20 protein-coding genes are annotated in these 18322 nt (G+C 58.5%); 14 read left to right on the top strand and 6 right to left on the bottom strand.

All coding sequences use genetic code 11. The annotated features are described in order from the left end of the window. Positions 1-5 precede the first annotated feature (5 nt). On the bottom strand, positions 6-260 hold the full coding sequence (locus F8B91_RS11065) for a DUF1150 family protein (protein WP_196503751.1): 255 nt from the start codon (positions 258-260) through the stop codon (positions 6-8). Between the two features lie 144 nt (positions 261-404). Here F8B91_RS11065 and F8B91_RS11070 point away from each other — a divergent pair, with 144 nt between their 5' ends. From F8B91_RS11070 to F8B91_RS11115, 10 genes are all read left to right on the top strand, one after another. After that, entirely contained in the window at positions 405-1400 is a 996-nt protein-coding gene (locus F8B91_RS11070; RefSeq protein ID WP_196503752.1) for a BMP family lipoprotein, read from the top strand. Positions 1401-1499: 99 nt separating this feature from the next. Continuing rightward, positions 1500-3038 carry an ABC transporter ATP-binding protein gene (locus tag F8B91_RS11075; RefSeq protein WP_196503753.1) on the top strand — a complete coding sequence of 513 codons (1539 nt, stop codon included), beginning with the start codon at positions 1500-1502 and terminating at the stop codon, positions 3036-3038. Further along, entirely contained in the window at positions 3035-4153 is a 1119-nt protein-coding gene (locus F8B91_RS11080) for an ABC transporter permease (protein ID WP_196503754.1), read from the top strand. The genes F8B91_RS11075 and F8B91_RS11080 overlap by 4 nt, the downstream gene beginning before the upstream one ends. Beyond that, positions 4154-5116, top strand: a complete 963-nt coding sequence (locus tag F8B91_RS11085) for an ABC transporter permease (RefSeq protein WP_196503755.1) — start codon at positions 4154-4156, stop codon at positions 5114-5116. Next, entirely contained in the window at positions 5113-5508 is a 396-nt protein-coding gene (gene cdd / locus F8B91_RS11090; protein ID WP_196503756.1) for a cytidine deaminase, read from the top strand. The genes F8B91_RS11085 and cdd overlap by 4 nt, the downstream gene beginning before the upstream one ends. Continuing rightward, positions 5505-6290 carry a purine-nucleoside phosphorylase gene (locus F8B91_RS11095; protein ID WP_196503757.1) on the top strand — a complete coding sequence of 262 codons (786 nt, stop codon included), beginning with the start codon at positions 5505-5507 and terminating at the stop codon, positions 6288-6290. The genes cdd and F8B91_RS11095 overlap by 4 nt, the downstream gene beginning before the upstream one ends. After that, complete coding sequence (gene deoA / locus F8B91_RS11100) at positions 6290-7597, top strand: thymidine phosphorylase (RefSeq protein WP_196503758.1); 1308 nt, start codon at positions 6290-6292, stop codon at positions 7595-7597. Before F8B91_RS11095 ends, deoA begins: the two co-directional genes overlap by 1 nt. Further along, positions 7594-8763, top strand: coding sequence for a phosphopentomutase (locus F8B91_RS11105; RefSeq protein WP_196503759.1), 1170 nt, complete (start codon positions 7594-7596; stop codon positions 8761-8763). The genes deoA and F8B91_RS11105 overlap by 4 nt, the downstream gene beginning before the upstream one ends. 70 nt (positions 8764-8833) lie before the next feature. Further along, a complete protein-coding gene (locus F8B91_RS11110) occupies positions 8834-9205 on the top strand; it encodes a hypothetical protein (RefSeq protein WP_196503760.1) in 372 nt (123 codons plus the stop codon). Between the two features lie 88 nt (positions 9206-9293). Beyond that, positions 9294-9668, top strand: coding sequence for a hypothetical protein (locus F8B91_RS11115; protein ID WP_432432036.1), 375 nt, complete (start codon positions 9294-9296; stop codon positions 9666-9668). Between the two features lie 41 nt (positions 9669-9709). On the opposite strand, the gene choV is transcribed toward F8B91_RS11115, so the two are convergent. The 3 genes from choV to choX all read right to left on the bottom strand — a co-directional run bounded on the left by choV (position 9710) and on the right by choX (position 12792). Next, positions 9710-10900, bottom strand: coding sequence for a choline ABC transporter ATP-binding protein (gene choV / locus F8B91_RS11120; protein WP_196503761.1), 1191 nt, complete (start codon positions 10898-10900; stop codon positions 9710-9712). Further along, a complete protein-coding gene (gene choW / locus F8B91_RS11125) occupies positions 10897-11754 on the bottom strand; it encodes a choline ABC transporter permease subunit (protein ID WP_196503762.1) in 858 nt (285 codons plus the stop codon). The genes choV and choW overlap by 4 nt, the downstream gene beginning before the upstream one ends. Before the next feature lie 90 nt (positions 11755-11844). After that, entirely contained in the window at positions 11845-12792 is a 948-nt protein-coding gene (gene choX / locus F8B91_RS11130; protein ID WP_196503763.1) for a choline ABC transporter substrate-binding protein, read from the bottom strand. A gap of 162 nt (positions 12793-12954) precedes the next feature. Here choX and F8B91_RS11135 point away from each other — a divergent pair, with 162 nt between their 5' ends. Continuing rightward, a complete protein-coding gene (locus F8B91_RS11135; RefSeq protein WP_196503764.1) occupies positions 12955-13944 on the top strand; it encodes a Gfo/Idh/MocA family protein in 990 nt (329 codons plus the stop codon). A gap of 71 nt (positions 13945-14015) precedes the next feature. Continuing rightward, the gene (locus tag F8B91_RS11140; protein ID WP_196503765.1) at positions 14016-14522 is read left to right on the top strand and encodes a hypothetical protein; all 507 of its coding nucleotides are present in this window, start codon (positions 14016-14018) and stop codon (positions 14520-14522) included. Positions 14523-14539: 17 nt separating this feature from the next. On the opposite strand, the gene F8B91_RS11145 is transcribed toward F8B91_RS11140, so the two are convergent. Together F8B91_RS11145 and F8B91_RS11150 are read right to left on the bottom strand one after the other, a co-directional pair. Then, entirely contained in the window at positions 14540-15436 is an 897-nt protein-coding gene (locus F8B91_RS11145; protein WP_196503766.1) for an ROK family protein, read from the bottom strand. Beyond that, positions 15423-15770 (bottom strand): phosphomannose isomerase type II C-terminal cupin domain, encoded by a 348-nt coding sequence (locus tag F8B91_RS11150; RefSeq protein WP_196503767.1) that lies wholly within the window; start codon positions 15768-15770, stop codon positions 15423-15425. Before F8B91_RS11150 ends, F8B91_RS11145 begins: the two co-directional genes overlap by 14 nt. A gap of 167 nt (positions 15771-15937) precedes the next feature. On the opposite strand from F8B91_RS11150, the gene rpsT reads away from it, so the two are divergent. Together rpsT and dnaA are read left to right on the top strand one after the other, a co-directional pair. Further along, positions 15938-16204: a 30S ribosomal protein S20 gene (gene rpsT, locus F8B91_RS11155; protein WP_196503768.1), complete on the top strand. Its 267-nt coding sequence runs from the start codon at positions 15938-15940 to the stop codon at positions 16202-16204. Between the two features lie 609 nt (positions 16205-16813). Next, entirely contained in the window at positions 16814-18268 is a 1455-nt protein-coding gene (dnaA, locus tag F8B91_RS11160; RefSeq protein WP_196503769.1) for a chromosomal replication initiator protein DnaA, read from the top strand. Positions 18269-18322 lie beyond the last annotated feature (54 nt).

Consider the following 18322-nt stretch of genomic DNA (forward strand, 5'->3'; position numbering starts at 1 on the left):
GCGCCTTAGTTCACTATTGAGGGCATGAGCTCGTGCTCGAGCGCGCTGCCCACGGCATCCTCAATCGATTGCGAGATCGAAATCGGCGCGCCATTGGCGTTGAAAAGGCCGAAAAGCTGCTCGCCGGGCGCGATCTTGATGGTCTGTCCCAGGAGGCGCGAAGCGTCCTCGGCATCCATCGGTTTCACATAGGCCATGAGGCCTGCGCCAATGGCCTGAAGCTGTTCGGGGCTGACTGTCGTGTGAGATTTGTTTTCCATGAATATCAAATGGGGAAGTCGGGCAAAAGTTCAAGGGGTGGGGGTTTTGCAACCCTCCTCCAACCCGCTTGCATATGACCCCGATTTGTCGTTCATTGATGCAAGGCTTGATCAGCCGGTCAAATTTTCAGGGAGAACCTCAATATGATCAAATCATTGCTTTCAGCGGCAGCACTTTCCACCGTTCTGGCCTCGGCGGCCTTCGCGGCGGATGCTGGCCCGGCCATCGTTTTCGACATCGGCGGCAAGTTCGACAAGTCGTTCAATGAATCGATGTTCAACGGCGCAGAAAAGTTCAAGACCGAAACCGGCACGGCTTATGGCGAATTCGAAATCGCCAATGAAGCCCAGCGCGAACAGGCGATCCGCAATTTTGCCGAAAAGGGCAATTCGCCGATCATCGCCGCTGGCTTTGCCCAGGCCGAAGCGTTGACCAAAGTGGCCAAGGAATATCCGGACCTGAAGTTCGCGATCATCGACATGGTTGTTGATCTGCCGAATGTGGAATCGATCGTATTCAAGGAACATGAAGGTTCCTACCTCGTCGGCGTTCTGGCTGCTGAAGCCTCAAAGACCGGCAAGGTCGGTTTCGTCGGCGGCATGGACATTCCGCTGATCAGCAAGTTCGGCTGCGGCTATGCCCAAGGCGTGAAGGCTGACAAGAAGGACGCAACCGTATTCCAGAACATGACCGGTGATACCGGTGCGGCCTGGAACGACCCGGTGAAGGGTGGCGAAATCACCAAGGGCCAGATGGCCAAGGGTGCTGACGTGGTGTTTGCTGCGGCAGGTGCCACCGGCATCGGCGTGCTGCAGGCTGCGGCTGACGGTGGTGCGCTCTCCATCGGCGTGGACGCCAACCAGAACTATCTGCATCCCGGCAAGGTCTTGACCTCGATGGTCAAGCATGTCGACGTTGCCGTCTATAACATCATGAAAGAAGGCAATGCCGGCTTCAAGCCAGGCATCCAGGCGCTTGGCCTCAAAGAGGGCGGCGTGGACTATGCCATGGACGACAACAACAAGCCGCTGGTGACCGACGCCATGAAGGCCAAGGTGGAAGCCGCCAAGGCCGACATCATTGCCGGCAAGACCGAAGTTCATGACTTCACCGCCGACAACAAGTGCCCGGTTGAATAAGCACTGAGACGAAAAACGCCTCGCTCTGCGATGCCGCTTGACGCGGCACCTGAGTGAGGCGTTTTATTATCCTCTCAAGCTGGGGGCTGAGGACTATTCATGACATCCGCCATCGAAGGCACCTTACCTGCGATTGAACTGATCGGCATCGACAAGCGCTTTGGCGCGGTGCATGCCAACAAGGATGTTTCGCTGTCGATCGCGCAAGGCTCGATCCACGGCATTATCGGTGAAAATGGCGCGGGCAAATCCACCCTGATGTCGATCCTGTTCGGTTTCTACCAAGCCGACAAGGGCGAAATCAAAGTGCGCGGCGAGCCCGTCAAGATCAAGAATTCCACCAGCGCCATCGCCCATGGCATTGGCATGGTGCATCAGCATTTCATGCTGGTCGATACATTCACTGTTCTGGAAAATGTAATCCTTGGTGCCGAAGGCGGCCGCCTGATCGGCCCGGCACTGGCCAAGGCCCGCACTGATCTCAAGCACCTCGCTGAAGAATATGAAATGGATGTCGATCCCGATGCGATTGTCGGCGAGCTTCCAGTGGGCCTGCAGCAGCGGGTGGAAATCCTCAAGGCGTTGTACAAGGGCGCCAATGTTCTGATCCTCGACGAACCCACCGGTGTGCTGACACCGGATGAAGCTGATCATCTGTTTCGCATCCTGGGCCAGCTGCGCGACCAGGGCAAAACCGTGATCTTCATCACCCACAAGCTGCGCGAGATCATGGCGATCACCGATCATGTGTCGGTGATGCGGCGCGGTGAGGTGGTGGCCGATTTTGAAACCAAGAACACCAATGTCGGCGAGCTGGCGGAAGCGATGGTGGGCCGCAGCGTTTTGCTGCGCGTCGAGAAAACGCCATCCACCCCCGGCGAAGTGGTGCTGGAATGCAAGAACGTGACCTGGCGCGACAAGAAGAATGTGGCGCGCGTGGACAATGTGTCGCTCACCGTGCGCAAGGGTGAGATTGTGGGCATTGCCGGCGTGTCGGGCAATGGCCAATCGGAATTGCTGGATGTGATCACCGGCATCGCCAAGGCCACAACCGGCCAGATCATTTTTGAAGGCGAAGACATTACGGCGCTCAACGACCCGCGCATCCTGCGGGACCGTGGCATGGCGCATGTGCCGGAAGACCGGCACCACCGCGGACTGATCACGTCTTTCAGTGCGGCAGAGAGCGCCATTCTCGGTTGGCAGCACAATCCGGCTTTGGGAAAGGGGTTCCGCCTCGACCATCAGACTGTGATCAACCAGACGCGCAAGCAGATGGAAGAGTTCGATGTGCGCCCCGCTGATCCGATGCTGAAGAGTGCGAAATTCTCTGGCGGCAACCAGCAGAAAATCATTCTGGCCCGCGAGATCGGTTCCAACCCTGATCTGCTGATCGTGGGCCAGCCCACGCGCGGTGTGGATATCGGCGCCATTGAATTCATTCACCGCCGCCTGATCCAATTGCGCGACCAGGGCAAGGCGATCCTGCTTGTCTCGGTGGAGCTGGACGAAATCCGCTCGCTGTCGGACCGCATTCTGGTGATGTTCGCCGGCCGCATCATGGGCGAGCGCGGACCTGATGTGGATGAGCGCGAATGCGGGCTTCTCATGGCTGGCGTCAGCCAGGAGGCGGCATGAGCGCGCGCGGTGAACTTCCGACCTGGGTTGATATCGGCCTCATCCCGCTGCTGAACCTCACGATTGCCTTCATCGTCGCTGGACTCGTCGTGGTGGTGATTGGGGAGAACCCGTTCCGCGCTTTGGTGATCATGCTCGACGGCGCCTTAGGCTCGCTCAAGGGCTGGTCCTATATGTTCTACTACGCCACCAATTTCATCTTCACGGGATTGTGCGTAGCGATTGCCTTTCATGCCGGGCTGTTCAATATCGGCGGTGAAGGCCAGGCCTATGTGGCGGGCCTTGGTGCAGCCACGCCCGGACTGGTGATCGGCGGCGCGCTGGCTTCGGTACTTCCGGGCACGGTTTCCACGCCCATCACGCTGCTCATCTGCCTCGTTTGTAGCTTCCTGGTCGGTGGATTCTGGGGCTGGTTCCCGGGCTATCTGCAGGCCAAGCGCGGCAGCCATATTGTGATCACCACCATCATGCTGAATTACATCACCTCCAGCCTGATGGTTTACATGATCAACATGGTGTTCCGCCCCGTCGGCAAGATGGCGGTGGAAAGCCGCGGCATCGATGATGCTTACATCATGAACTTCCGCGAAATGGCCCGCCTGATCGGGGTGAAAATTCCGGCAACACCGCTGGGGCCTGTGCTGTTCCTCGCGCTGTTTTCGGCTTGGGCCATTTGGTATCTGCTGTGGCGCACGCGGCTGGGTTATGAAATCCGCGCGGTGGGGGCCAATATGGAAGCTTCGCTCTATGCGGGCATCAAGCCGGCCAAGATCATCATGATCACCATGGCGATTTCCGGCGGGCTCGCGGGCCTCATGGCCTTCCATGAAATCCTCGGCACACAGCACCGGCTGGTGCTGGAATATGTGCAAGGCGCAGGCTTTGTCGGAATCGGCGTGGCGCTGATGGGCCGCTCACATCCTGTGGGCATCGTGCTGGCCGCGCTTTTGTTCGGCCTGCTTTATCAGGGCGGCACTGAACTCTCTTTCGCCATCCCTACGATCTCGCGAGACATGGTGGTGGTGATCCAGGGCCTGGTCATTCTGTTCATGGGTGCGTTGGAGCAGACGTTCCGGCCCTATCTCAGTGCAATCTTCGCGAAGATGGAGGACTAAATGGATTTCTCCCTCGCGCCTGAAATTCTCTCTTCCACCATCCGCATGTCAGTGCCGCTGATCCTCGCTTGCATGGCAGGCCTGTGGAGCGAACGTGCCGGTATCGTGGATATTGGCCTTGAAGGCAAGATGCTGGCGGCGGCGTTTCTTTCGGCATCGGTTGCAGCCTTCAGCGGCTCGGCCTGGATTGGTTTGCTGGCGGGCGTTGGCATTTCAGTCTTCTTCGCTCTCGTGCATGGCTATGCCTCGATCAACCAGCGCGGCAATCAGGTGATCTCCGGCCTCGGCATCAATTTCATCGCTGCGGGCCTTGCAGTGGTGATTGGGCACAGCTGGTTCAAACAGGGCGGGCGCACGCCGCAGCTGGAAGGCGCTGCGCGCTTTTCGCCGATCGATTTTCCGGGGCGAGATGCGCTGTTTGCGATGGACGGTATTGGCCGTTATGCGCGCATCCTGCTCGATCATACGATCCTCACTTATGTGGCACTCGCGGTGGTGCCACTCTCCGCCTGGGTCTTGGCCCGCACCCGCTTTGGCTTGCGCCTGCGCGCGGTAGGTGAAAATCCGCAAGCCGTCGATACGGCAGGTATCTCCGTGGCGCGTTTGCGTTATGAAGCGGTGGTCATTGCCGGCGTGCTGTGCGGCGTTGCCGGCGTCTATCTTTCGACAGCTTTGCAAACCAGTTTCGTGCGCGACATGACAGGCGGGCGTGGCTATCTCGCCCTCACCGCGTTGATCTTCGCCAATTGGCGCGCCTGGCCGGCTCTGTTTGCCTGCCTGCTGTTCGGCTTCCTGCAGGCCATCGCCAATTTCATGCAGGGCGCGCATTTCTTCGGCATTGATATTCCGGTGCAGGTCTTCAACTCGCTGCCCTATGTGATGACGATTGTACTGCTGGCGGGCTTCATCGGCAAGTCCACGCCACCCAAGGCTTCCGGGATTCCTTATACAAAGGACAGATGATGCAAGACCTGATCGACGCCGCAAAGGCCGCCCGCGCATTCGCGCATGTGCCCTATTCGAAATTCTATGTCGGCGCCGCGATGCGCGATGAAAAAGGCCGCGTGCATGCGGGCGCCAATATCGAGAACGCCGCCTATCCTCAAGGCTGGTGCGCGGAATGCACAACGATCGGCCACCTGATCATGGCCGGTGGCACCAAGATCACTGAGGTCGCAGTGATGGGCAATGGCGATGCGCTGTGCACGCCGTGCGGCGGCTGCCGCCAGAAGATCCGCGAATTTGCGAGCGATGACGTCAAGATTCATTGCTGCACGGAAGAAGGCAAACTGATCCGCACTTTCACATTGGGCGAGTTGCTGCCTTCGAGCTTCGGCCCGGAGAATCTGGCATGAGCGATCTGAAATCCAAACTTGGTTCGCATCGGCCCAAGGTTGCCATCATCCTCGGCTCGGCCTTGGGGTCGGTGGTGGATGCGGTGCAGGACGCGACGGATATTCCGTACACTGATCTTTCTGGCTTTCCGGTGCCGAAGATTTCCGGCCATGCTGGCAAGGTGGTGCTGGGCAAGATCGGCGGCAAGGGCGTCGCCGTGCTGGCCGGGCGATCGCATGCTTATGAAGGTGGCAATGCTGCCGTGATGCGCCCGGCGTTGGAACAGCTGAAGGATGCCGGCATTGAGACGCTGATCCTCACCAATGCCGCAGGCTCGCTGAAAACTTCGATGAAGCCCGGCTCGCTGATGCTGATTACCGACCACATCAATTATTCCGGCATGAATCCTTTGATCGGCCAGAATGGCGATGAGAATTTCGTGCCGATGACCAATGCTTATGACCCCGCTCTGCGCAAAGCCTTCCTCGCTGCGGCAAAGAAGGAAAAGATCGCGATCAAGCAAGGTGTCTATTGCTGGTATTCCGGGCCTTCGTTTGAAACGCCGGCGGAAATCCGCATGTTCCAGATCATCGGCGGCACGGCGGTTGGCATGTCGACAGCACCCGAAACCATCATCGCGCGCCGCCTCGGCCTGAAGGTCGCTGCGATTTCGACGATCACCAATCTGGCTGCAGGCATCAAGGGCGCATCGCCCAGTCACGAAGAAACCAAGCGCGAAGGCATGAAGGCCGCCGGCCATATGCAAAAGCTGCTCACACGCTTCTTCAAGGATCTGGAATAATGCTGCCGCAGGAAGTCATCCGCGCCAAGCGCGATGGCCGCGCGCTTTCTTCAGCCCAGGTGAAGGAATTCATAGAAGGCCTGACCAGCGGGGCTGTCACTGAAGGCCAGGTTGCGGCTTTTGCAATGGCGGTGTTCTTCAAGGGCATGAGTGCCGATGAAGCGGTGGGCCTCACGCTGGCGATGCGCGACAGCGGCACAGTGCTGCAATGGGATTTGCCGGGGCCGGTGGTGGACAAGCATTCCTCCGGTGGCATCGGAGACAATATCTCGCTGATGCTTGCGCCGATGCTGTCGGCGTGCGGTTGCTATGTGCCGATGATTTCGGGACGCGGACTGGGCCATACGGGTGGCACGCTGGACAAGCTTGATTCGATCACCGGCTACAACACCACGCCCGACAATGCTTTGTTCTCCTGGGTCACGCGCGAAGTAGGCTGCGCCATTATCGGGCAGACATCTGATCTGGCCCCCGCCGACAAGCGGCTTTACGGCATCCGCGATGTGACGGCCACGGTGGAAAGCGTGCCGCTGATTACCGCGTCGATCCTGTCGAAGAAACTGGCTGCCGGGTTGCAGCATCTGGTGATGGATGTGAAATGCGGCTCCGGCGCCTTCATGGCCAAGCGCGAGGATGCGCAGGCACTGGCAAAATCACTGGTTTCCGTGGCCAATGGTGCGGGACTGAAAACCACCGCCTTGATCACCGACATGGATGAGCCGCTGGCCAAGGTGGCGGGCAATGCGCTGGAAGTGCTACACGCCGTGCGCTTCCTGAAGAATGAACTGACGGATTCGCGTGTGCACGAAGTGACGGTGCGCCTCGGCATGGAAATTTTGCAAAGCACCGGACTTGCCACATCCGAAGACGAAGCGCGCAAGAGTCTGGAGGAAGCACTGGCTTCGGGCGAAGCGGCGGAAATCTTTGGTGAGATGGTGGCCGCACTTGGTGGGCCCACGGGTTTCATGGATGCGCCGGAGCAACATGTGCGCGCCGCCGCTTTCGTGAAGCCGGTATTCGCCGATGACAACGGCGCGGTGACCAGCATCGCCACGCGCGAGCTTGGCCTTGCCGTAATCGAACTCGGTGGTGGGCGCCGCCGCGCCGACGATGTGATCGATCACGCCGTGGGCCTCGATCATCTGCTCGGCAAAGGTTTCGCGGTGGATGGCAACACGCCGCTCGCCATGATTCACGCCAAGGATGAGGCGGATTACGAAAAGGCCGCCGCCATCGTGAAGGCGGCTTATGTGATCGGCGATACGCCTACGGATTACTCCCCCATTCTGGAACGCATTGCGCCGTGAGCCGCGCGTTTCTGTTCATCATGGATGGTTTCGGCGTCGGCCATGCGCCGGATGCCAAGGCTTTCGGTGACGAAGGATCCGACACATTCGGGCATGTCTATGCGCAGGCCCGCCCAAGCATTCCCACGCTGGCTTCCCTCGGCCTGGGTGCTGCGGCTGAAACAACGGGTGGCACGAACGTTTTTCCGAATGCGAAAATCATCGCGCGCCATGGTGCAGCTACCGAAGTGTCCAAAGGCAAGGATACGATCACCGGGCATTGGGAAATTGCCGGCGTGCCGTTGGCGAAGGATTGGGGTTATTTCCCCACCACCATTCCCGCCTTTCCGCAAGATTTCATGGATGCGCTCATCGCTCAGGCGAAGCTGCCGGGACTGCTGTGCCTTGGCCATGCTTCGGGCACGCAGGTGATCGAAGATTTCGGCGAGGAACATCTGCGCACCGGAAAGCCCATTGTCTATACGAGCGCCGACAGCGTGATCCAGATCGCTGCACACGAAGCCCATTTCGGCCTGCAGCGGCTTTATGATGTCTGCGCCATCGCGCGCGAACTTTCCTATGCACTCAATATCGGCCGCGTCATCGCGCGGCCATTCCTGGGCGAAACAGCAAAGACCTTCGAGCGCACCGGCCACCGCAAGGATTATTCGGTGCTGCCGCCGCAGCCCACATTGCTTAATGTGCTTTCAACGGCAGGCCGTGATGTGTGCACCATTGGCAAGATTGGCGATATCTATGCCCATTCCGGCACGGGCCGTGAGATCAAGGTGTCCGGCATGGAAGCGCTTACGTCCACCACGATGGCCGAAATGCCGAAGCTGGCGGATGGCGGGTTCCTGATGGTGAATTTCGTCAACTTCGACACTGACTTTGGCCATCGCCGCGATGTGCCGGGCTATGCCAAATTGCTTGAAAGTTTCGACGCCTGGCTGGCTGGCGCGCTGAAACTTGTCGGCCCTGACGACCATCTGTTCATCACCGCCGATCACGGCAATGACCCCAGCTTCAAGGGTACTGACCACACGCGCGAGCGCGTGCCGGTTCTGTGGTTCAATCCGAAGCAGCAGCCGGGCTCCATCGGGCTGCGCAATACGTTTGCCGATATTGGGCAGAGCATCGCGCAGGTTTTGGGCGTGGGGCCGCTGTCTTCCGGCACGGCGTTCTAACGCCGCCATCATTCCGCCATGCGGCGCAGGCTGATTGTGATCCGGGGGCGTGAGTTGATGAGGACGCACCATGTTCCTGAACACTGTGCTGCTTGCTGCCGCACTTGCCAATCCAGCCCCCGCTGATTTTGCTCAGGTGGGCGATTTGAGCGGGCGCTATAAAACCTTTGGCACCAATTTTGATGGATCGGTCTATCGCGGCGAAGTGCTGATCACCGAAGTTTCCAAGACTAGCTGCAAGATCGCCTGGGTCACTGGCCGCACATCCGCTACGGGCATTTGCATGCGCGTCGAGAATGCCTTCAGCGCCACATATCAAATGAATGACGGCACCTCGGGCCTCGTCATTTACCGCATCGCGGATAATGGCACCTTGGCTGGTGTGTGGACCGTTGCCGGTCGAGACGGCATGGGCACGGAAGTGCTCACCCCGGTGAAATAGCTCGGACTTTCCGCTTTTCAACTTGCCATCAGGCAGCGATGGCTCCTATTCATTTCACGCGGGGGCGTGAAACGATGAGGGTTCCATCATGATTTTGAAGTCCGTTCTGGCAGCCGCTGTGCTGATCGCCGCGCCGTCTTTCGCTTTGGCCGCCGATGGCGATGTCGGTGGCAAATACAAGGTTGAAGGCACCAATTTCGACGGTTCGAAATATTCGGGCGATGCCGAAATCACCATCACCTCCGGCACCACCTGCAACATCGAATGGCATACGGGTGCGGATGCGAATTCCACCGGCATATGCATGCGCAATGACAATGCCTTCTCCGCTGCTTACGTGATGAAGGATGGTTCGGTCGGCCTCATCATCTACAAGATGAATGATGACCGCTCGATGGACGGCATCTGGACGCTATCGGGCAAGAATGGCTCCGGCACCGAAGTGCTGACACCGGCGAACTGAGTTTCGTATTCACCCTTCTCCCTCTGGGAGAAGGGTGATGTTCAGCTTTCCCGCTTCAATACTGCGCGCAGAACGTCCCTTACGCCGATGGCACCCGCGAAGGTGCTGTCGTCGTTGAACAGCGCCACTGGGGCTGTCTCTGACATATGCATGGCTAGCATTACGGTTTTAAGGCTCGTGCCCGGTGTGGCCCAGAAGACCGGTTTGGACTTGGCAGAGAAGACTTTCTCGGCTTCGGTGCAAGGCACCCATTCCGCCAGTTCACCATCCCGTTCGACGACAGTGACCTTGTTATCCTTGTCGAGCTTGAAGCGGGTGGTCTTGCGGCGGTCGAGCCACATCCAGCCACTCTTCTCGGTTTCCAACTCATGGGTGGCGCGCATCACGTTCCACGCCGTCAGCACCGAGAGTGGATTCACATTGGCGATGAAGTCACTCACATAGGCATTGGCCGGGCGCAGCACGATATCTTCAGGCCGGCCAGACTGCACGATGCGCCCGCCTTCCATGATCGTAATAGTGTTGCCGATCTTGAGGGCTTCCTCGAGATCGTGGCTGACGAAGATGATCGTCTTCTTCAGGGTTTTCTGCAGCTGCAGCAATTCATCCTGCAGCTTGGTGCGGATCAGCGGATCAAGCGCCGAGAACGGCTCGTCCATCAGCAGGATCGGCGCCTCAGTGGCAAACGCCCGCGCCAGGCCCACACGCTGTTGCATGCCGCCGGACAATTCATGGACGTATTTGCCCGACCATTGGTCAAGACCCACCAGCTTCAATTGCCGGTCCACCTTGGATCTGCGTTCAGCCTCCGGCATGCCGGCAAGTTCAAGACCGAAGCCCACATTCTCATGCACGGTGCGCCAGGGCAGAAGGCCGAATTGCTGGAACACCATGGCCACGTTCTTCTGGCGGATGCGGCGCAACGTGGGCTCATCGCAAGTGACCACGTCCACCATCTTGTTGCCGTCGAACACTTCAATGGCACCGCGCGTGACTTTGTTGAGGCCATTGACGCCGCGCAACAGGGTGGATTTGCCAGAGCCTGAAAGGCCCATCAGCACGCTGATCTCGCCTTCCTTCACTTCCAGCGAGGCGCCGGCACAACCCAGCACAGTGCCAGTCTTTTCAAGGATTTCCGCGCGGGTGGAACCGGCGTCGAGCATGGTTTGGGCCTGCGGCACATTGCGGCCGAACAGAATATCGACATTCTTGAAGATAACAGCCGTGCTCATTTCTTGGCTCCCACGCGAACGGCCAGGACACGGTCAAGGATAATAGCGAGGGCGACGATGGCCAAGCCAGCCTCGATGCCAAGCGGAATGTTGCGGTTATTCAAAGCACGGTTCACCGGATTGCCGAGCGAGGGCGCACCGATGAGCGTTGCGATGACGACCATCGACAACGAAAGCATGATGCACTGGGTCAGGCCCGCCATGATGGTGGGCAGTGCCGCGGGCAGTTCCACCTTCCATAGCAATTGCCGCTTGGTGGCGCCGAAGCTTTCGCCAGCCTCCAGAATGGATTTGGGAACCGATGTCAGGCCAAGATAGGTCATGCGTACTGGGGCGGGCATGGCGAAGATGATGGTGACGATAAGGGCCGGAGCAGCGCCTAGGCCGAACAGGATCAGGATCGGAATGAGATAAACGAAGGTCGGCATCGTCTGCATCAGGTCCATGATCGGCTGCATGGTCTGCCAGACTCGCGGCTTGTGGGCGGCCCAGATGCCGAGCGGCACGCCGAGCGCCATCGACAAGGCGGCGGCATAAAGCACCAACACCAAGGTCTGCACGGTTTCTTTCCACAGGCCCTGGTTGATGATGAACAGCAGGCCCAAAAGAACCGCCAGCGTCAGCCATTTGCGGCGCTGCAGGAGATAGGCGCCAGCAGCAAGTGCGATGGCAAGCAGAACGGGAGGGCATTGCAGCAAGGTCCAGGTGGTGCCCTCGACCAGCCAGTTCAACGAAACTTTCAGGCCGGTGAACAGCCAGTCAAAGTAGGTCGTGATAAATTCGATGACCATCTTGCCCCATTGCCCCACGGGAATTTTCCATGATGCAATGAAAGTTGAAATTGGATCCCACATGCCCCGTCCCTCTGTCCCCTGAGATGGCTTTATGAATTTAATGCAGGGCGCGTACGTTTCGCGCCCTGCATTTTAGTCTCTGCGAGTTGCTTACTTCAGCAGCTTGGCCACAGCGGCCTTGGCATCGCTGCCGTCAAACGCCGTCACGCCGTCGATCCAGGCATTGATCGAGTCCGGGTTGGCCTTGATCCATTCAGCGGCAACCACCTTCGGGTCTTTGCCGTCTTTCAGCACCGGGGCCATCATGTCGCCTTCCATTTTCAGGTTGAAGCGCAGGTTGGACACCAGCTTGCCGGCATTGGCACATTCGGTCAGGTAATTGGCGCGCACATTGGTATAGACCTTGGCGGGGCCGAAGCCGTAATCCACCACGCCATCCAGATAGGCGATCTTCATTTCGCCCATGACCGGATGCGGCGTCCAGCCGAGGAACACGATCCACTTGTTGTCCTTCATGGCCTTTTCAGCCTCGGTCAACATGCCGGCTTCCGAGCTTTCGACGAGCTCCCAGCCTGCGAGGTTGTTCTTGGCATCGCCAATCATGGTCTGGATGATGCGGTTGCCGTCATTGCCGGATTCGATGCCGAAGAACTTGCCGCCGAACTTGTCCTTGTTGGCATTCAGATCGGCCACCGACTTCACGCCGGCATCGGCCACATATTGCGGCACCACGATGCCGTAGCCTGCGCCTTCAAGATTTGGCGGCTGCAGCTGCTCTACCGACTTGTCGTCGAAATAGGGCTTCACGTCCGAGGTCATGGACGGCATCCAGTTGCCCAGGAACACGTCAATGTCCTTGTTCTTGAGCGATGCATAAGTGACCGGCACAGAAAGCGTCTTCACTTCGGACTGATAGCCCAAGGCATCAAACACGTTGGCGGCAATGCCGGTGATCACCTGAATGTCGGTCCAGCCCACATCGGCAAAGCGCACGGCCTTGCACGAGTCAGCATCCCCGGCCTGCGCCGTGGCGCTGAGGCCAAAGAGGCTCGTGGCGACAGCCAGAGCGCCGATCATTTTCGTGATGGTGGTTTTCATGTCTTACTCTCCCTGATGACAGATAAGGGATAAGACGCCTCGCCGCGAAAGCCGTCAAGGTGGGGAATAACAAATCTAAGTGAAAAATCGCCGTTCACCCGTTGGTTTGCGACACGCTTTCGGTTAGGGTGCGGCGCGAAAAGCAAAGGCGAGGACAGCAAGATGAGTGCAGTGAAGTGGGGCGTGATTTCAACCGCAGATATCGGCATGAAGAAGGTGCTTCCCGGCATGCTGAAAAGCAAGGACATCGAGATCGTTGCCATCGCCTCACGCAAGCTGAAAACGGCGCAGGCCGCAGCGGCCGAACTGGGCATTGCCAAGGCTTACGGCTCCTATGAGGAAATGCTGGCCGACCCGGAGATTGAAGCGGTTTACAACCCGTTGCCCAACCATTTGCATGTGCCGCTGACCTTGCTGGCTGCAAAATATGGCAAGCACGTTCTGTGCGAAAAGCCCATCGCCATCACCGCGAAGGAGGCCAAGAAGCTGAAAAAGGCGCCCAAGAAGGTGATGATCGCCGAGGCTTTCATGGTGCGCCATGCCCTGCAATGGATCGATGTCAAAAAGCGCGTTGATGCCGGAGAAATCGGCAGCGTGCGGGCCATCCAGGTGCTGTTCTCCTATTTCAATGCCGACCCCAAGAATGTGCGCAACATGGCGGGCATCGGCGGTGGTGGCCTGCTCGATATCGGCTGCTATCCGATCACTGTGTCGCGCTTCATTTTTGATGGCGAGCCAGTGCGGGTGACCGGCACGATCGAGCGCGACCCCAAATTCAAGACCGACCGGTTGATGGGCGGCCTGGCTGATTTCGGCAAGGGCCGGCATTTGAGCTTCACCATTTCAACCCAGGCCGCGCCTTATCAGCGGGTGAACATTCTGGGCACCAAGGGCCGCATTGAAGTGGAAATCCCCTTCAACGCCCCGCCGGATAAGCCGAACCGGGTTTTCGTGCAGGGCATGGAAATGAATGAGGGCACCTGGCACTCTTATCCCGTATCCGACCAATACATGCTGCAGGCGGAAGCCTTCGGCCGCGCCATCCGTGCCAAGAAAAAGCCGGCTTGGGGTGTGGATGATGCCATCAAGAACATGAAAATCATCGACGCCTTCTTCAAGTCCGAGAAGACCCGGAAGTGGGAGAAGGTCTAAAGCCAGCCCCGCACCAGCACCAGGCGGCATAACCCAGATTTATCGGGTTTATTCCGCAGATGGAGCGGTAGATGAAGATTTGGCACATGGTGGATCTGGCTTACGCACTGATCAGCGGCGAACATGATCGCCTGATCAGCGGCAACAACCATTTCTACGTGGCCCAGGTCGAGGTGGTCGGCCAGGCGCCGCAGGGCAGCGGCTATCACCTGCACAATCTGCGCGACCAGACGGCACGGCTCGCCGAACGCGTGCCACATATCGGCAAGCCTGTGATCGTAAAACTGGTCGCCAACAAGGTTTATTTCCGCGGCGTTGTCAGCACATCCAAGAAGAAGAAACCGGATTACGGCAAGGTTGGCCTGCAGGTCACTGCGGCGGTCTTCGATGGGCCAAGCGAATTGGGCCGCACTGCAATTCTGCTGGAAGAGGCCCCTCCCATCAAAAGCAGCAAGGCCCGCGCACTGGCATCCGGCGCCATTGATGCCGAGCAGAACAATATGGACTATCTGGCCGCCGAGGATTTGCTGGAACGGATCTACGGCACCGAAGACTGGGACAAGTGGATGCACCCGTAAGGGCGCGCTCTAATCCTCTAGCCCCACAGCCGCGCCGCACCGCGTACGCCGCTATTGCCGCCGTGTTGAGCGCGGACGACCTTGGCCTGGCCCTCGCCCGAGAACGTATAGCGCGCAATCAGCGGCGGAAGTTCTTCGACCAGTTCTGGCAGGCTGCTCATGCCGCCACCCATGACGAAAACATCCGGATCGACCATATTAAGCAAATTGGCACAGATGCGGGCAAAGCGGATTTGCAGGCGCTTGAGGGCCGCAACCGCCGGTGGCTCGCCGGCGCGGGCCTTGGCGATGATCTCCGGGCCGGAAAGCTCCTGCCCCACCACGCGCTTGTAATCCTTGATCAAGCCGGTGCCCGAGACATACATTTCCGCACAACCTGCCTTGCCGCAAAAGCACGGCACCGGTGGCCAGTCTGCTTCATCCATCCACGGCAGGCCGGTATGACCGAATTCAGCGGCCTCGGCATTGGCGCCGCGGATGATTTCACCATTGACCACCAAACCGCCCCCTAAGCCGGTGCCCAGCGTATAGAAGGCCACTGTCTTGAAACCCGCGCCCGCGCCATCCCTGGCCTCGGACAATGCAAAACAATTGGCGTCATTCTCGATCCTGATAACGCGGCCAATGACAGCTTCGAGATCGCGCTGCATCGGCTTGCCATTCGCGGGGGTGAAATTGGCATTGCGCCAGATACCGGTGCCGGGATGGGCGGATCCAGGTGCGCCGATGCCCACTGAGCCTTCACCGGCATCCCGCACGAGCGCTGCCACGGCATTGACCATGGCCTCATAGGTCCGGGGCGTGTCAGCGCGCTTTTCGAAGATGATCTGGTCTTTACTATCAAAAACGATGGCATCGATCTTGGTGCCACCGATATCGATGCCGATCCGCCTTTGCAGATCAGGTCCGGGCATAGGCATCGTCATAGCGTACGATATCGTCTTCGCCGAGATAGTCGCCGAACTGCACTTCAATGATGGTCACTTCACCCTTGTGCAGGTTTTCCAGCCGGTGCTTGGCATGGAGCGGGATATCCACCGAACCGCCCCGGCTCATCGCCACCACCTTGTCATCCACCGTAATGGTTGCCGTGCCTTCGACCACCGTCCAGTGCTCCCAGCGGTGCTTGTGGCTTTGCAGGGAAAGCCGGCCGCCTTCCTTGACCACGATGCGCTTCACTTTGAAGCCGGGCTGTTCCTCGATCACATAAAAGGAGCCCCAGGGGCGGTTTTCACTATAGAGAGACATTCAAGTTTTGATCCTGTAAGAGAGCCGGAATCGGCGGTTGACGGCGTGAATTTGCGTCACTATAAGCCCGCCATTCAAGCGCTGTGAAGGGTTTCACGTTTTCGGAACCGACCCGGCCGAGATTTCAGACTAAACACAGCTTTTCAAAGGTTTCACCAGGAATACACATGGCCAATACGTCCTCCGCCAAAAAGGCAGCCCGCTCCGCCGTCCGCAAAGCCGTTATCAACAAGAACCGCATCGGCAAGGTCCGCACTTCGGTGCGCAAGGTTGAAGAAGCCATCACCGGTGGCAAGAAGTCGGATGCAGAAGTGCTCCTCAAGGCAGCCACCACCGAAGTGATGCGCGGCGCCAACAAGGGCGTGATGCACAAGAACGCCGCTTCGCGCAAAGTCTCGCGCCTCACGCACCGCGTGCGTGCCATGAAGGGTTAATCAGACAGGCCGCCTGACGCGGTTTTGCCTGAACTTTTCACGTCTAATCGAACCCAGGGCTGCAGAATTGCTTCTGCAGCCCTGTTTTTTGTCCGAGGACGGACCTTTCGTATCCGCGATCTCCTTTTAAAAACAACAACATAATCCCAGTGGGAATAGTTGCCCGACTCGGCGTTAATAAAGCCTTAACGATTTGGGCTGGCATTAACCCTACCCCGTTGCAGGATTGCCACGGTGCCAATTTCATCTGGTTGCAATAAAACGTTTCGTGTTCAGCACTTTAGCGCGAGGGTTGCATGTTCATGCTGCGGCCTGTGCAAAACTGGCTGATGTTCCGTGTACGGAAGATCACTGAATCCTGTTGCGGCAGGCTTGGCCTGTTGACTAGCGTTTTTTTGAAGAGAGGGTTTGGGCATGCCTCTCCAAGGCAACGATCATGCATCAAGCGTGACCGATAAGACGAGGATTTGAATAAGGCGGCATATTCAGGGGCGGGTCAGGGCAGACCTGCCGTAAGTTTGTAGGGCAACAGTTTTTCTTTTTTACAAGATGGCGAAGTACGGCGCTGGGTTTTACCCGGCGGGCGGCGGGTTATGGACTAAGGGCAAAATGAAGCAGGCGGCGGCAGTTACACAAGACGTTTCAAACTCTGGGGCGAACACCAAGGAGACCCTGAAAGAGGGTTGGGGGCGCGTAGCGGCGCGTCTCAAGGGTGAATTGGGTGATGATTTGTTCAACAGCTGGTTTGCCCGCATGGAAGCCGAGGACTTCGTGCGCGGCAATCTGACGGTATCAGTGCCAACACGATTCCTGAAAAGCTGGATCGAGAACCATTACGCCACCAAATTGCGTAAAGTCGCCGAGACTGAATTCAAAACCCTGCAAGCCATTCTGGTGCGGGTGCGCCAGCAGGGCGAACAGATGCGCGCCGCAGCACCGGCTGATCAGGCCCGCATTGCAGCGCCTGAGCGCAGCACGGCAACCGCCGCTCATATCCAAGCCTTGCTGAATGCCGACCGCGAAACGGCTGACGAGAGCCAGACATTTGATAATTATGTGGTCGGCCAATCCAATCTTCTCGCCCATGCGGCGGTGATGCGCGTGGCACAGGCGGCCTCGGGGCAGACCTTGAGCTTCAACCCGCTTTATATTCATTCGGCAGCTGGCCTGGGCAAGACCCATTTGCTCAATGCGCTGGCGCAGAAGATCCGCGCCCACCAGCCGGCCCGCAAAGTGCTGATGCTGACGGCAGAGCGCTTCATGTATGGCTTCATCCACGCCATCCGCAGCCGCGACACGCTGGCTTTCAAGGACCAGTTCCAGAATGTGGACGTGCTGCTGATCGACGATTTCCAGTTCCTGCAGGGCAAGGCCATGCAGCAGGAATTCTGCCACGCCTTCAATTCGCTGGTGGATTCGAAGCGCCAGGTGGTGATTGCCGCCGACGTGCCACCCACCCAGCTGGACACGATTGACCAGCGCATGCGTTCGCGCTTGCAGGGCGGTCTGGTTGTTGATATCGAAACGCCAGATCTGAAGCAGCGGCGCCACATTGTGGAGCTGCGCTACATGATCATGCTGAAGAACGATCCGTCAGCTACCGTGTCGCCGGACATTCTGGACCTCGTGGCCGAGCGTATCACCGGCGGTGGCCGCGAACTGGAAGGGGCGCTGAACAAGCTCGTCGCCTATCAGCAATTTAACAAGGCGCCCGTCACCCTTGATCTCGCCTCGATGGTGCTGCGCGATGCGGCAGGGGCCACCGAAACCGGCCGGGTGAAGATCGAAGACATTCTCAAGGTGGTTTCGCGCCACTTCAATGTAGGCCGCAATGACCTCCTGTCGGCCAGACGCGCCCGCGAAGTGGTGATGCCGCGCCAGATCGGCATGTATCTGGCCAAAAAGCTCACGGCGCGCTCGCTGCCGGAGATCGGCCGCCGCTTTGGCGGGCGCGATCATTCCACTGTGCTACATGCGGTTCGCAAGATCGACGAGCAGATGAAGAATGATGAGAAACTGGCACGCGAATTGGCGCTTCTAATTCGTCTCGTAGAGCAACAGTAAGCTTGAAATTGGCGGGCATTCCCGCCAATGTCCCTTTCCCGAGGGATTAAATTT

This window comes from Aestuariivirga litoralis (genome assembly GCF_015714715.1).
Taxonomy (GTDB): domain Bacteria; phylum Pseudomonadota; class Alphaproteobacteria; order Rhizobiales; family Aestuariivirgaceae; genus Aestuariivirga; species Aestuariivirga litoralis_A.